The organism is Musicola paradisiaca NCPPB 2511 (assembly GCF_000400505.1).
GTDB lineage: Bacteria > Pseudomonadota > Gammaproteobacteria > Enterobacterales > Enterobacteriaceae > Musicola > Musicola paradisiaca.
This window is the reverse complement of sequence record NZ_CM001857.1, coordinates 469032-483723: the sequence shown is the minus strand read 5'-3', so window position 1 is coordinate 483723 and position 14692 is coordinate 469032. Positions and strand designations below refer to the sequence as shown.

8 protein-coding genes, 1 tRNA gene, 2 rRNA genes and 1 pseudogene are annotated in these 14692 nt (G+C 54.8%); 1 reads left to right on the top strand and 11 read right to left on the bottom strand.

Annotation, left to right across the window (positions count from 1 at the left end):
• Positions 1 to 15: 15 nt before the first annotated feature.
• From DPA2511_RS02340 to metH, 3 genes are read right to left on the bottom strand one after another with little or no spacing between them, the layout of a single operon-like run.
• The gene (locus DPA2511_RS02340) at positions 16 to 642 is read right to left on the bottom strand and encodes an HNH endonuclease family protein (RefSeq protein WP_012764086.1); all 627 of its coding nucleotides are present in this window, start codon (positions 640 to 642) and stop codon (positions 16 to 18) included.
• A complete protein-coding gene (locus DPA2511_RS02335) occupies positions 617 to 1975 on the bottom strand; it encodes an AAA family ATPase (protein WP_012764085.1) in 1359 nt (452 codons plus the stop codon). Before DPA2511_RS02335 ends, DPA2511_RS02340 begins: the two co-directional genes overlap by 26 nt.
• A 36-nt stretch (positions 1976 to 2011) precedes the next feature.
• Positions 2012 to 5698, bottom strand: a complete 3687-nt coding sequence (gene metH / locus DPA2511_RS02330; RefSeq protein WP_012764084.1) for a methionine synthase — start codon at positions 5696 to 5698, stop codon at positions 2012 to 2014.
• A 223-nt stretch (positions 5699 to 5921) separates the two neighbouring features.
• Here metH and iclR point away from each other — a divergent pair, with 223 nt between their 5' ends.
• Positions 5922 to 6755 carry a glyoxylate bypass operon transcriptional repressor IclR gene (gene iclR, locus DPA2511_RS02325; protein WP_012764083.1) on the top strand — a complete coding sequence of 278 codons (834 nt, stop codon included), beginning with the start codon at positions 5922 to 5924 and terminating at the stop codon, positions 6753 to 6755.
• A gap of 7 nt (positions 6756 to 6762) precedes the next feature.
• On the opposite strand, the gene aceK is transcribed toward iclR, so the two are convergent.
• From aceK to rrf (DPA2511_RS02275), 8 genes and pseudogenes are all read right to left on the bottom strand, one after another.
• On the bottom strand, positions 6763 to 8514 hold the full coding sequence (gene aceK / locus DPA2511_RS02320; RefSeq protein WP_023638115.1) for a bifunctional isocitrate dehydrogenase kinase/phosphatase: 1752 nt from the start codon (positions 8512 to 8514) through the stop codon (positions 6763 to 6765).
• A gap of 78 nt (positions 8515 to 8592) precedes the next feature.
• Positions 8593 to 9897: an isocitrate lyase gene (aceA, locus tag DPA2511_RS02315; RefSeq protein ID WP_194250214.1), complete on the bottom strand. Its 1305-nt coding sequence runs from the start codon at positions 9895 to 9897 to the stop codon at positions 8593 to 8595.
• Positions 9898 to 9926: 29 nt separating this feature from the next.
• Positions 9927 to 11525, bottom strand: coding sequence for a malate synthase A (gene aceB, locus DPA2511_RS02310; RefSeq protein ID WP_012764080.1), 1599 nt, complete (start codon positions 11523 to 11525; stop codon positions 9927 to 9929).
• Positions 11526 to 11826: 301 nt separating this feature from the next.
• Positions 11827 to 12756, bottom strand: coding sequence for a homoserine O-acetyltransferase MetA (gene metA, locus DPA2511_RS02305; protein ID WP_012764079.1), 930 nt, complete (start codon positions 12754 to 12756; stop codon positions 11827 to 11829).
• 200 nt (positions 12757 to 12956) lie between these two features.
• Positions 12957 to 14188: pseudogene (locus DPA2511_RS23160) on the bottom strand (IS3 family transposase).
• A gap of 103 nt (positions 14189 to 14291) precedes the next feature.
• A 5S ribosomal RNA gene (gene rrf, locus DPA2511_RS02285) occupies positions 14292 to 14407 on the bottom strand.
• Between the two features lie 43 nt (positions 14408 to 14450).
• Positions 14451 to 14526: transfer RNA gene (locus tag DPA2511_RS02280), tRNA-Thr, on the bottom strand.
• 15 nt (positions 14527 to 14541) lie between these two features.
• Positions 14542 to 14657 (bottom strand): 5S ribosomal RNA (rrf, locus tag DPA2511_RS02275).
• Positions 14658 to 14692 lie beyond the last annotated feature (35 nt).

Here is a 14692-nt window from a genome sequence, read left to right as displayed (position 1 = left end):
AAAATGGAACCAGGCTCAATCGAGCAACGATCGATCGCTCAATCCTTGACGCATAATTTCAGCATAAACAAAAGGGGATTCATCGTGCAGGCCATCAAGCGACCATTTCCCAGTGATATATTGATCAAAATGACGCGTGCGCATCCGCCGATGCTCCTGACTGTCGAGCTGAAGCCGGGTAATAGTCGATTCTGCCTGCGTGGCATACGGCGAACCTTGGGAATACCGCGCATAATTGGGGCTAATCTCACCCGACAGGAAATTAATCACAAAGGTATCCGGCTGCAAACTGATTGGATCCAAGACATCATCGAAGTCATTCTTGTTGCGATTGGGCCCCAATGAACTTAAGCGATAATTATTCCATTCATAGGCGTCGCCGGCATTACGGGACTTCGCGATGAAATGGTCGGTAGACGATGCCCCTGTCACCCACTCAAAATAAATCGCCAGATAGGCGCAGACACCACCATAAGATTCCCAAAGCGAATAATTGCTGTGCGTCCAGTAGTTGGGTAAATCCGAAGCCTTTGGCGGTGGTGCATTAAGGCTAATACTTTTTTTAATCAACCAGTTATGCCCTTTCTGGCGTACCTCGACATCAAAATCATCAGGTTCAGCCTGTAACACCACCGGAATCATTTTTACGTCCTTTTTTTATCTTATTGTCATTTTTCTCTGGCGTTACTTTTTTTCCACGGATAAACCGCCAGCGAAACAGGAACTCATCCTTAGCATCGAGAGCCGCCAGAAACTGCTGATACATCGCGTCCAGATCTTTTTCCGATACATCAGACTGATTCAGCAGCGTTGCCGCGTCCTCAACCAGTCGCTCATACTCCAGCGGTCTGCCGCTTTTTAAATCGAACGCCTCGCTGGTCAGCCAGTTAGTCACATCACCGTGTTTTTCAAATTCACGCCGCGCCAGCACCACCGCACCATTTAGAAAATCCAAATCAAACCAGGCATCTCGTTTGGCATCGAATAATGGTTCCACCGAGGTCATCACTAGCGGGGAATGCGTGGTGGTGATCAACTGTACCTGCGCTTTGGCGTTCAGCTTTCCCATCACTCTCAGCAAAGCGGGAACAATACTGCGCTGCCAACTGGGATGCAGATGGGACTCAACTTCATCAATCAGGAACGTAATCTGCGGACTGACGTCTTCTCCCAGAAGACGGGCTGCTCGCTGGTGCTCCTCCCATGCCCATACCAAAAAATAGGCCAGCGCCAAAATACGCCGCATCCCCGAAGAAGCATGGAGTACAGGCACATCCTTTTGGTAAGGCATACGGAGAGTCGGGATCTCGCGCACGTCATCCAGACTGATACGGGTCAGTTCCCCCAGTGAGAGCACTTCGGTTGTCGACGGGGAAAGCACCTTCAAAACAGCATTTATATGTCTGAACGCCGCGCCTTTCTCTTTTTGCCAACTGGCAATATCACGGATCAATCCGTTACACAGCCAGGAGCGTTCGTCTCCCGACAAACCATCCCATACTTCAGTCGGGTTTAACACATAGGCCGGAACCCGCTCCTGCACGTCAATGCCATCCTGCATGCGCCAATAGTTGCGATGCGGATCCCATACGGCGAAGCTGCCGTCCGCCATAGCGTACAGAACCAATCCAGGGTTAGCCGGCCGACCTGCACGACCCGTCCAGCTCTGTTCACGCCGGGCATAGGTACTCTCATAATGGCTTTCGTAACGTTCCGTTTTGACCTTACCAGCAAACGAAAACGCAATGCTTGCCTCTTCTCCAGTGAGATCAAACGCTGGCAGAGCCTTTTTGCCAGCAGCCAGTTTAGGGTTCACTTCTGCGGGCCATCGACGAGTCAGCGCCCACCAGACAATATCCAGCAAAAAGCTTTTGCCCAAACCATTATCGCCGGTTAACAGGTTGAGCCGATTACCAAATGTGAGATGCATGGTACTGGCAGGCCCGACATTGGCAAGGCGAAGTTCATGGATCATTTCACCACCTGGTTCCGTTTATTGATGACGTTCATATCAATCCGCATCATACCCCAAATTCGGCGCCAGCCAGCGTTCGACGTCGGCCACCGGCATGTGCTTGCGGGCGGCATAGTCGTCCACCTGGTCGCGCTGAATTTGCGCCACGGCGAAATATTTGCTGTCCGGATGGCTGAAGTACCAACCGGAGACCGACGCGCCCGGCCACATGGCGTAAGACTCGGTGAGTTTCATGCCGACGGTGTTATCCACATCCAGCAGTTGCCAGAGGATAGCCTTCTCGGTGTGATCCGGGCAGGCCGGGTAGCCCGGCGCCGGGCGAATACCCTGATAGTTTTCGCGGATCAGTTCGTCGTTGCCCAGGTTCTCGTTCGGCGCATAGCCCCAGTACACCTTGCGCACCCGCTCGTGCAGATATTCGGCGAAGGCCTCCGCCAACCGATCCGCCAGCGCCTTGAGCATGATTTTGTTGTAATCGTCATGCTGTGCTTCCCACTGCGCCGCCAGTTCATCCTCCTCCAGCCCGCCGGTCACGGCGAACGCGCCGATATAATCCGGCTTGCCGCTGGATTTCGGCGCCACGAAATCCGCCAGACAGTAATTGGGGAAGTCGGTCTTTTCCGTCTGCTGACGCAGGTGGCAGCTCAGTGCGGACACCGTGTCGCGGCGCTCATCGGTATAAATCTCGATATCGTCGCCGACCCGGTTGGCCGGGAACAGGCCCACCACGCCGCGCGGATTGAGCGTGCCATCGGCAGAGAGTTGATCCAGCATGGCGTTGGCGTCGGCAAACAGCCGCTTGGCTTCCTCGCCGACCACCTCGTCTTCCAGAATATTGGGGTATTTGCCCGCCAGCGACCAGGTCATGAAGAACGGCGTCCAGTCGATGTAATGACGCAGCGTGTCGATGCCGGCGGATACCGGATGCACGCCAAGACGGTGCGCCGCTGGCGGTGTGTAGCTTTCCCAGTCGAAGGACTGTGCGTTCTCCCGCGCCGCGTCCAGCGACACCGGTGGTGTACGCGGTTTCTTGCGGGCATGCTGGATGCGCACCGTTTCGTACTCGCGGCGAATACGCGCCACGAACTCGTCGTGCTGCGTCGCCGATAGCAGCGACGACACCACGCTCACCGAACGGGAAGCGTTCTGCACGTACACCGTCGGCCCGCTGTAATTCTGTTCGATCTTCACCGCGGTATGCGCTTTGGAGGTGGTCGCTCCGCCAATCAGCAACGGGAGCGTGAACCCCTGGCGTTCCATCTCCTTCGCCACGTTGACCATTTCATCCAGCGACGGGGTAATCAGCCCGGACAGGCCGATGATATCCACCTTCTCTTCCCGTGCTGTTTTAAGAATTTTGTCCGACGGCACCATGACGCCCAGATCGATGATCTCGTAGTTGTTGCATTGCAGTACCACGCCGACGATGTTTTTGCCGATGTCGTGCACATCGCCCTTCACCGTCGCCAGCAGGATTTTACCGGCGCTGCTGCCCGCCTCCTTGCTGGCCTGAATGAACGGCTCCAGATAGGCTACCGCCTGCTTCATCACGCGCGCCGATTTCACCACCTGCGGCAGAAACATCTTGCCCGCGCCGAACAGATCGCCCACCACATTCATACCGTCCATCAACGGCCCTTCGATCACTTCGATCGGCCGCGCCGCCTGCGCCCGCGCCTCTTCGGTATCCGCCTCGATGAACTCGGTAATCCCTTTAACCAGCGCGTACTCCAGCCGTTTTTTGACCGGCCAGCCGCGCCATTCGGCCTCGCCCTTGTTGCTGTCGTCGTCGGATTTGCTGCCGCGATACTTCTCGGCGATCGCCAGCAGGCGTTCCGTCCCATCAGTACGGCGATTGAGGACAACGTCCTCCACCGCATCGCGCAGCTCGGCGGGCAGGTCGTCGTAAATCGCCAGTTGGCCGGCATTGACGATGCCCATGTCCATACCGTTGCGGATGGCGTAATAGAGGAAGACGGCGTGGATAGCCTCGCGCACCGGCTCATTGCCGCGGAACGAGAACGACACGTTGGACACCCCGCCGGAAATCAGCGCGTGCGGCAATTGGGTCTTGATATCGTCACAGGCGCCGATGAAATCCACCGCATAGTTGTTGTGTTCTTCAATGCCGGTGGCGACGGCAAAAATATTGGGGTCGAAAATGATGTCTTCCGGCGGAAAGCCGACTTCTTCGGTGAGAATCCGGTAGGCACGACGACAGATGTCGATCTTGCGCTCGCGGGTATCCGCCTGGCCGACTTCATCGAACGCCATCACCACCACGGCCGCGCCGTAACGGCGCACCTTTTTGGCATGTTCGATAAAGATATCCACCCCTTCCTTCATCGAGATGGAGTTGACGATACCTTTGCCTTGAATGCACTTCAGGCCCGCTTCCACCACGTCCCATTTGGAGGAGTCGATCATGATCGGCACGCGGGCGATATCCGGCTCACCGGCGATCAGATTGAGGAAACGCACCATCGCCGCTTCGGCGTCGAGCATGCCCTCGTCCATGTTGATATCGATAATCTGTGCGCCGTTCTCCACCTGCTGACGCGCCACATCCAGCGCTTCATTGTATTTTTCTTCTTTAATCAGGCGTTTGAATTTAGCCGAACCGGTCACGTTGGTACGCTCGCCGACATTCACGAACAGGGTGTCGGCACCGATGTTGAGCGGCTCCAGACCGGACAGCCGACAGGCGACCGGTGTCTGCGGCAGCTTGCGCGGCGGCACGCCGTCCACCGCTTGCGCCATGGCGGCGATGTGCGCGGGCGTCGTACCGCAACAACCGCCGATAATGTTCAGGAATCCTGATTGCGCCCACTCGCCGACCTGCTGCGCCATCTCCCGTGCGTCCAGATCATATTCGCCGAAGGCGTTCGGCAACCCGGCGTTGGGATGCGCCGAGACATAGCATTCGGAAATGCGTGCCAGTTCAGCCACGTACTGACGCAGTTCGTCCGGCCCCAAGGCACAGTTAAGACCAAACGAGAGTGGGCGGGCATGGCGCAGGGAATTGTAGAACGCTTCCGTGGTCTGCCCGGATAATGTACGACCGGACGCATCGGTAATGGTGCCGGAAATCATCACCGGCAAGGTGATGCCCAACGCTTCAAACTCGCACTCCACCGCATAAACCGCGGCTTTAGCGTTCAACGTATCGAAAATGGTCTCAATCAGAATCAGATCGACGCCGCCTTCAATCAGCGCCCGGGTCGACTCCCGATAAGCGTCCACCAGTTGGTCAAAACTGACGTTGCGGTACGCCGGGTCGTTCACGTCCGGCGAAATGGAGGCGGTGCGATTGGTCGGCCCCAAGACCCCAGCGACATAACGCGGGCGCTCCGGCGTGCGTGCCGTCCATTCGTCGGCGCAGGTGCGCGCCAGACGTGCGGCGACGGTATTGATTTCCGCCGACAGAGCTTCCATGTCGTAGTCGGCCATAGCGATGCGGGTCGCATTGAAGGTATTGGTTTCCAGAATATCAGCGCCGGCGGCCAGATAATCATGGTGGATGGCGGCGATCACGTCCGGTTTCGTCAGCACCAGCAGGTCGTTGTTGCCTTTCAGGTCGCTATGCCAGTCGGCAAAACGCGCGCCGCGGTAGTCCGCTTCCTGTAGCCGATACCCCTGGATCATGGTGCCCATGCCGCCGTCCAAAATCATGATGCGCTGATCCAGTTGCTGCTGTAATTCCTGCTGTCGATTTTTTGCCATCATTGTTCTCGTTATTACCCTTGTCGCGGTTGCCTGGCTCGCTCGCGCCGAATCGCGATATACGTCCAGCCGTCTATCCTAGCATAGATAATGACCGCCAACCCGACGCGCACAATGAGAGTTTTTCAATCGTTTCCAATGCCACGTCCCCAGCAGAAGCCGGTTGCAATCTTCGTTAAAAAAACGAAAATCAATTCCATGATATGAAAAAGGAACCCTCGCCATGACGCCTCCCGAACCCGCTAAACGCGGCAAGAAACCCCGTGCCGCCAATACCGTCGCCGCCGCCCAGCCTGCTGGACAAGTACAGTCGCTGACCCGCGGCCTGACGCTGCTGGAATACATCGCTCATGCCAACGGCAGCATCGCGCTGACCGATTTGGCGCAACGGGCCGGCTTGCCTAACTCCACCACACACCGGTTGCTGACCACCATGCAGCAGCAAGGTTTCGTGCGTCAGGTGGGCGATTTAGGGTTTTGGAGCATCGGCACGCAGGCTTTTATCGTCGGCAGCAGTTTCCTCCAGAGCCGCAATCTGCTGGCAATGGTGCATCCGATGTTGCGAAAGCTGATGGAAAACTCAGGGGAAACCGTCAACCTGGCGGTGCTGGATCAAACCGACTACCAGGCGATCATCATCGATCAGGTGCAGTGCACGGCACTGATGCGCATGTCGGCGCCGATCGGCGGTAAATTACCGATGCACGCTTCCGGCGCGGGCAAGGCATTTCTGGCGACGCTGCCGGACGATAAAGTCACGCAGTTACTGCATCGTAACGGGTTGCACAGCTACACACCACGAACGCTCAATGCCCAGACGTTGAAGGAGAACCTGGCGCAAATCCGCCGTCAGGGCTACTCCTATGACGATGAGGAACACGCACTGGGGTTGCGCTGTGTGGCGGCCTGCATTCTGGATGAACATCACGAAGCCGTGGCCGCACTGTCTATTTCCGGCCCGGTATCGCGCATTACCGACGATCGCGTGATCGAGCTCGGCGCGTTGGTTATCCGGGCAGCGAAGGAAATCACTATCGCCTATGGCGGGGCGCGTTAACCCGCCGTCAGGCTATTTTAGCTGTCGCGCTGGCCTGTGCGCCGTAACGCTGGCAGAAACGCTGCCGCTTCCGGTAGGCGAAAACATCCTCCACATGCCCGCTACGAATGCGTTGTTGCAAAGCCCGCCAGTAATCCGCCCGGAACAGATCGCCGTGCAACTCCTCAAACAGCGGCAATAGCCGGCGATCGCTGCACAGGAACTGGCGAAACTCTTCTGGGAATACGTCATGCGACCCGACGCTGTACCAGGGCTCCGCCGCCAGCTCGTCGGCCGGATCGCGCGGCGGCGGGATATCGCGGAAATTCACCTCGGTCATATAACAGATTTCATCGTAGTCGTAGAACACCACCCGGCCGTGACGGGTGACGCCAAAATTCTTAAACAGCATATCGCCGGGGAAAACATTGGCCGCCGCCAACTGCCGGATAGCGTTGCCGTATTCTTCGATCGCATCCCGTAGCGCCTGGCCGTTTACCTGATCCAGATAGAGGTTGAGCGGCGTCATGCGACGTTCCATATACAGATGGCGAATAACCAGTCGATCGCCCAGATCCTCCAGTTTGTCCGGCACTTCGCGCCATAGCTCTGCCAACAACGCCGGGCTGATACGGGATTTCTCCAGCACGAAATTTTCATACTCCTGCGTGTCCGCCATGCGTCCGACGCGGTCGTGCTCTTTCACCATCTGGTAGCAGGCGCGTACCTGCGCTTCGTTCACCTCTTTCTGCGGTGCGAAACGATCCTTGATGACCTTGAACACCCGGTCGAAAGAGGGCAGCGTGAACACCAGCATCACCATGCCTTTCACGCCCGGCGCGATGACGAATTGCTCCTGCGAATGTGCCAGAAAATTCAGGTATTCCCGGTAATACTCCGTTTTGCTGTGCTTCTGGCAACCGATCGCCAGATAGAGTTCGGCGGTAGTTTTGGCCGGCAGGATCTCCCGCAGCCAGGCCACCATCGCTGAAGGTTGCGGCGCGTAAACCATAAAATAGGAGCGTGCGAAACCGAATACGATGCTGGCTTCATCATGGCGAGTCAGGCAGGTATCGATAAACAGCTCGCCCTGTTCGCTACGATGAATCGGCAACAGAAACGGAAAGACACCCTGCGGCAGGATCAGTTTGCCAACCAGCCAGGCCGCCTTGTTGCGGTAGAACAGTTCATTGGCGACCTGCAACGATGCCCGCGTCAGCGACATTTTCGGGAAAGACTCCCGCAGCATCCGCACGACATAACCGATATCGCGCGCCAGATCCTCCCATGGTAGGCGCAGCGGCAACGCGGTCAGAATACGATGCAGCATGCCGTCCCAGTTATCGTCAGGTTGGTAGAGGCGCGACAGCGGGCGCGGAATTTCGTGAAAACGCGCACTCGGCTGAGAGCTGAAGACGAACAGTTTATCCGGCGTTAACGCACGATGGTTAAACAGGCGGCAATACACCGAATTGAAGAAGCTCTCGGCAATCTCGAAACGGGGATAGTCAGGCAACAACCCGGTATAAATCTGTTTTACCCGTGCGACGAAATCGGCGTCATAGCACTGTTCGGTAATACAACGTAGCTGCTCGACGACCAGCCCGACGTGGTGATCGTAGAGATGGATACGCTGTTTCATGGCCTGTTGTACCGCCAGCCAGTCCGCTTGCTCAAAACGCCGCTGCGCCCCGGCCGTCACTTCCAGGAACCGTCCGTATTGCGCATCGAACCCTTGCAGAATAGTCTGCGCCACCAAATGTTCCCGATCGCGAATCATCCGCATCCACTCTCCCTTGTCTTTGGTTCAACGTCATGCGGCCAGCACCCGGCTGGCCGCATCGGCATCGGCTTATGATCAGAACTGCTGTTCTTCCGTCGAACCGGTCAACGCCGTGACGGAAGAGGATCCGCCCTGAATAATGGTCGTGACTTTGTCGAAGTAGCCGGTTCCCACCTCCTGCTGATGGGAGGAGAAAGTGTACCCTTCTGAAATTGCAGCGAATTCTCTCTGCTGTACCTTCTCGACGTAATGCTTCATCCCTTCGCCCTGTGCATAGGCATGGGCCAGATCAAACATGTTGAACCACATGCTGTGGATCCCGGCCAGCGTGATGAACTGGTACTTGTAGCCCATCTCGGACAGTTCATCCTGAAAACGGGCGATAGCACGGTCATCCAGGTTCTTTTTCCAGTTGAACGACGGAGAACAGTTGTAGGCCAGCAGTTTGCCGGGGAAGCGGGCGTGAATGGCTTCGGCGAAGCGCCGAGCCAGAGCCAAATCCGGTGTCGAGGTTTCGCACCACACCAGATCGGCATACGGCGCGTAGGCTAACCCGCGGCTGATAGCCTGTTCCACGCCGGCGCGAGTACGGAAGAACCCCTCAACGGTCCGTTCGCCAGTGACGAAATCCTGATCGTAGCTGTCGCAGTCGGAGGTCAGCAGATCTGCCGCATCCGCATCGGTACGGGCGACCAGCAACGTCGGCACGCCCAGCACATCCGCCGCCAGACGTGCAGCGACCAGTTTCTGCACCGCTTCCTGCGTCGGCACCAGCACCTTGCCACCCATGTGGCCGCACTTCTTCACCGAGGCCAGTTGATCTTCGAAATGAACCGCCGCCGCGCCCGCCTCAATCATCGATTTCATCAGCTCAAATGCGTTCAGTACGCCGCCGAATCCGGCTTCCGCATCCGCCACGATCGGCAGGAAATAGTCGATAAAACGCGGATCGCCCGGTTCAATGCCGTTCGCCCACTGGATCTGATCCGCACGACGAAAGGTGCCGTTGATGCGCTGCACCACGGCCGGTACCGAGTTCGCCGGATAAAGCGACTGGTCGGGGTACATATTGGCGGCCAGGTTAGCGTCCGCCGCGACCTGCCAACCCGACAGGTACACCGCTTCCAGACCGGCTTTCGCCTGCTGCAACGCCTGGCCGCCGGTCAGCGCGCCCAAACAATTGATGTATCCCTTACGCGATTCTCCGTGCAGCAAGGCCCACAGTTTCTCCGCGCCTCGCTGCGCCAGCGTACAAGCTGGATTCACCGAGCCGCGCAGGTTAATCACATCCTCTGTCCGATAAGGGCGGACAATGCCTTCCCAGCGCGGGGTTTTCCATTCCTGTTCGAGTTGCCGGATTTGTTGGGTACGAGAGGTAATGCTCATAGCGATTCCTTTTTTCTACAGGATTAATCAAGTAAGTCGTAACCGGGTAAGGTGAGAAAATCGATCAGCTCGCCCTGCGTGGTGATGCGCTCCATCAGGCGAGCGGCTTCACTAAAACGTCCAGCCTGAAAACGTATATCGCCGATCTCCTGCCGGACGACCTGCATTTCTTCCTCCAGCATTTGCTGGAACAGTGCTTTAGTGACCACGCGGCCATCACTGAGGGCTTTACCGTGGTGAATCCATTGCCAGATGGAAGTCCGTGAGATTTCAGCCGTCGCGGCATCTTCCATCAGGCCGTAGATCGGTACGCATCCGTTGCCGGAAATCCAGGCTTCGATGTACTGCACCGCGACGCGGATGTTGGCGCGCATACCGGCTTCAGTACGCTCACCCGGGCAAGGCGCCAGCAGATCGTCGGCAGTGACCGGCGCATCCTCTTCTCGCAGGACATCCAGCTGGTTTTGTCGCCCCGCCAGTACACGATCGAAGACCGGCATAACAGTGTCCGCCAGGCCCGGATGCGCGACCCAGGTGCCGTCATGACCATTGCGAGCTTCCAACTCTTTGTCCTGTCGAACTTTTTCCTGTACCCAGTCGTTGCGTTCCTTATCCTTGCTGGGGATAAACGCCGACATGCCGCCCATAGCAAAAGCACCGCGACGATGACAGGTTTTAATCAACAGCCGTGAGTAGGCACTGAGGAACGGTTTGTCCATCGTGACGGATTGCCGATCCGGCAGTACGCGATCGGAATGATGCTTCAAGGTTTTGATATAGCTGAAAATATAATCCCAGCGACCACAGTTCAGACCGACGATGTGATCGCTCAGATAATAGAGAATCTCATCCATCTGGAAGACAGCGGGCAGTGTTTCAATCAGCACCGTCGCCTTGATCGTGCCGCGCGGCAGACCGAAGCGATCCTCCGTATGGCTGAATACCTCAGCCCACCAGGCGGCTTCCTGATAAGACTGTAATTTAGGCAGATAAAAATAGGGGCCGCTCCCTTTGCTGAGCAATTGCCGGTAGTTGTGGAAGAAATAGAGCGCAAAATCAAACAGGCTGCCTGGAATGGGCTCCTGCTGCCACACCACATGTTTTTCCGGCAGATGCAAGCCGCGAACCCGGCAAATCAATACCGCAGGGTGCGGTTTGAGTTGATAAATTTTACCGTCTTCGTTGGTGTAAGTGATGGCGCCACGAACCGCATCCCGCAAATTAATGTGCCCTTCAATGATCTTCTGCCAACTCGGCGCCAGCGAATCCTCAAAATCCGCCATGAAGACCTTTACATTGGCATTCAATGCATTAATCACCATTTTGCGCTCGACTGGGCCCGTGATTTCTACTCGTCGGTCGAGCAAGTCATCTGGAATGCCTCGGATTTTCCACTCTGAATTTCTTATGGAAATAGTTTCCGAAATAAAATCAGGAAGTACACCTTCATCAATCCGGCGTTGTACTTCTCGACGCTCCGCCAATAGGCGATTGCGCGAAAGCGTAAACCTCTCGACCAAATCGGTGAGGAAATCGATGGCTTCATCCGTAAGAATTTGTCGCTCAGCCTCGCCAAAACGCTGACTAAACGCCAGCCCCCTGTTCATCGTCTGTTGCGTCATGTGATTATTCCCGTACAAATAGTCTTCACTTCACCCGCTGAATCAATAACTCGCCGATGCGATCATTTTTCAGCCAACAGAGCTAAGCCTAATCCAATAAAATTAAAAATCAAAAACAATTTCCATTTTTAATTTTAATTTAATTTATCATCATGAATTTAATGGATTTATTTAATAAAAATACATAGGAATAAATTTCACACACAGTGGAGACATGTGGATCACGGAGGAAAAATCGGGAAGACAAAAAAAGAGACGCCGATAAGGCGCCTTTGACAGGAAAGGGGATAGGCTTGGGGGCTCAGTCCAACGTCGGGTTCATACGACGCAGATCATATGGCGTTATCTGGTATACATAGTAGTTCAGCCAGTTGGAGAACAGCAGATGCCCGTGGCTGCGCCAGGCCGCTTTTGGCGTTCTCTGCGGATCGTTATTAGGGAAGTAATTGACCGGAATCATCGGGTCAAGATTGGCATCGACATCACGGAAGTATTCACTGGCCAGTGTCAGCGCATCATACTCTGGATGCCCGGTCACAAAGACCTGGCGTTTATCCTTACTGGCAAGCAGATAGGCACCGGCCTCTCCAGACTCCACCAGGATATCTAAATCGGTATGCTCACGGATGACTTCGGAAGGAAAGTCGGCATAACGAGAATGCGGCGCCAGAAACGTTTCATCAAACCCTCGGGTCAGCAAAGCATGTGGTTGCAACGTCTGATGAGAATACACCCCCGATAGCTTCACTTCGCGCGTCAATTTCGGGATACCATACAGCACATTTAATGCAGCCTGAACCGCCCAACAAACAAACAGTGTGGAGGTGACATGCTCTTTCGCCCAAGTCACGACACGTTCAATCTGAGGCCAATAAACCACATCGCAGAAATCTACCAGCCCCAACGGGGCACCCGTAACGATCAATCCGTCGAAATTTTCCTGCTCGATATCTTCAAAGTCGCAATAGAAATTATTGAGATGCTCGGTCGGCGTGTTCTTCGATTCTCTGCTATCGATACGCAACAGTTGGATATCAATCTGCAATGGAGAGTTGGAAAGCAGACGCAGAAACTGATTCTCCGTTTCGATCTTTTTTGGCATCAGGTTAAGTATCAATACCTTGAGTGGACGAATTTCCTGAGTCCTCGCACGAGAAGACGTCATGACAAAGACGTTCTCATTACGCAGAAAACTCACCGCCGGCAACTCATCAGGAACCCGAATTGGCATGACCTTATATCCTCACACACGTTTATACGTTTATACGTTTAGACTTCTAGGTAGCCAAAGATAGCCTTTTCCCCCTATGATGTCGAGGGGACACCGTTCTGATTGAAAATGTTTCATCAAAAAATAGACATTGTATTTCCATTTAGCGCATAAGCCACACCAATGACTCACATCACTTCCAGGTGTTAAATGAGGGGTGGCTAGTCCTGATATAGGTTGACAGTTGTTTGCCCGTAAAACGCCTGATGAACTTCATCAGGCGTTTTGTATTTCAGGGCCAGATGTGGCCGTTCATGATTATAAATTGCTACAGACTCTTTCACCATTTTCCTTGCCTGTGCCAGCTCGGCCGGGCGTGAGAGTAAAAATTCACTCTTCAGGATCCCGTTTGGTTGCAGTCGTAACCCTCTGTCATTGAACAGGTTATTCCGTATTCTTTATGCACTGACTGATAAAGTGCTGAACAGTATTGTATCCCCCTGTCTGAGTGATGTATCAGAGGGCCTTCTGTTTGCCTTTGCCGCACTGCCTGTTTGAACGCTTTTACTACATTTTCAGTGTGCAGGTTTTCATCTACATGATAACCCATGATTTTTCTTGAGCAGGCATCAGTGACCAGACTCAGATAAACCGTGCCGTTGCGTATCGGCAGGTAAGTAATATCTGCCACCCATACCTGTTCCGGCTCAAGAGCGGTAACCTGTCCAGGATCCGGTTTCAGCAGGTTCGGGGGCCGGTAAAAACGATGATGGCTGTTGGTGGTTTTGTGGTATTCCCGTTTTACTGGCACCAGAAACCGGTGCTCACCCAACAGGCTGAACAGGCTATCCCGACCGATATTCAGTGTCTTATCTGGGTGACTGTTCAATAGATGGTGCAGTTTACGTGTGCCTATCTTCGGCTGGCGGCACCGGAGCCGGGCAATAACATCTAGAACCTTACTATGGTGTGCATGTCGTTGATTGCAGCGGGCATTGTACTGATACCATGCCTGTCTGCTGTGACCCAGAAATTGGCAGGCGCGCGTAACGGTTATTTTTGAGGTCTGACCTTGAGCAAGGACTTGCCGGGCCGCTTTTTACGACACTCACCCCGTAATCATTTTTCAGGACATTGATAACCGACTCAAAAAACTCAGCCTTCTGGTTCGCCAGCTCAAGCTGTTCTTCAAGCTCTTTGATTCTTTGCTCGGGGTGAGGGGTGTATTTGTCTGAGCCACAAGCAATTTCCTCTTCACCAAATTCGGAAGTCCGGGGCTCCAGTCAAGCCGGCCGTATTTACGCAGCCAGACAAGGACAGTGGAACGCCCCTGAATACCGTATCGTTGCTGAGCCTGTTTGTAGGTCATCTCGCCTTTTTCGACCTGCTCAACGACGGCTATTTTAAAGGATAGAGGATAATCACGTTGGGTACGTTTGAACTCAGTCATCATCACGCTCTCCGGATTTAAGCCAGGAACGTGTCAACGCTATTCAGGACGGATCAAAAACAAAAAAAAGCCCTGAACCTATGTTCAGGGCTTTTCTCTAATTGAAACCTGGCAGTTCCCTACTCTCACATGGGGAGACCCCACACTACCATCGGCGCTACGGCGTTTCACTTCTGAGTTCGGCATGGGGTCAGGTGGAACCACCGCGCTATCGCCGCCAGGTAAATTCTTTTATTTGCCGAACTTATCTTTACTACATAATCAATGGTGCTGATACCCAGAGTCGAACTGGGGACCTCACCCTTACCAAGGGTGCGCTCTACCTACTGAGCCATATCAGCGCACCAGAAATCAAAGCCTGGCAGTTCCCTACTCTCACATGGGGAGACCCCACACTACCATCGGCGCTACGGCGTTTCACTTCTGAGTTCGGCATGGGGTCAGGTGGGACCACCGCGCTATCGCCGCCAGGCATATTCTGTCCGTCAACTCGCCTATCAGCCAGTC

What these genes read in the sequence shown, in the direction of transcription:
- aceK (WP_023638115.1), bottom strand. Translation starts at nt 8,514, where the DNA reads ATGATTCGCGATCGGGAACATTTGGTGGCGCAGACTATTCTGCAAGGG.
- aceB (WP_012764080.1), bottom strand. Translation starts at nt 11,525, where the DNA reads ATGACGCAACAGACGATGAACAGGGGGCTGGCGTTTAGTCAGCGTTTT.
- DPA2511_RS02340 (WP_012764086.1), bottom strand. Translation starts at nt 642, where the DNA reads ATGATTCCGGTGGTGTTACAGGCTGAACCTGATGATTTTGATGTCGAG.
- iclR (WP_012764083.1), top strand. Translation starts at nt 5,922, where the DNA reads ATGACGCCTCCCGAACCCGCTAAACGCGGCAAGAAACCCCGTGCCGCC.
- metA (WP_012764079.1), bottom strand. Translation starts at nt 12,756, where the DNA reads ATGCCAATTCGGGTTCCTGATGAGTTGCCGGCGGTGAGTTTTCTGCGT.
- DPA2511_RS02335 (WP_012764085.1), bottom strand. Translation starts at nt 1,975, where the DNA reads ATGATCCATGAACTTCGCCTTGCCAATGTCGGGCCTGCCAGTACCATG.
- metH (WP_012764084.1), bottom strand. Translation starts at nt 5,698, where the DNA reads ATGGCAAAAAATCGACAGCAGGAATTACAGCAGCAACTGGATCAGCGC.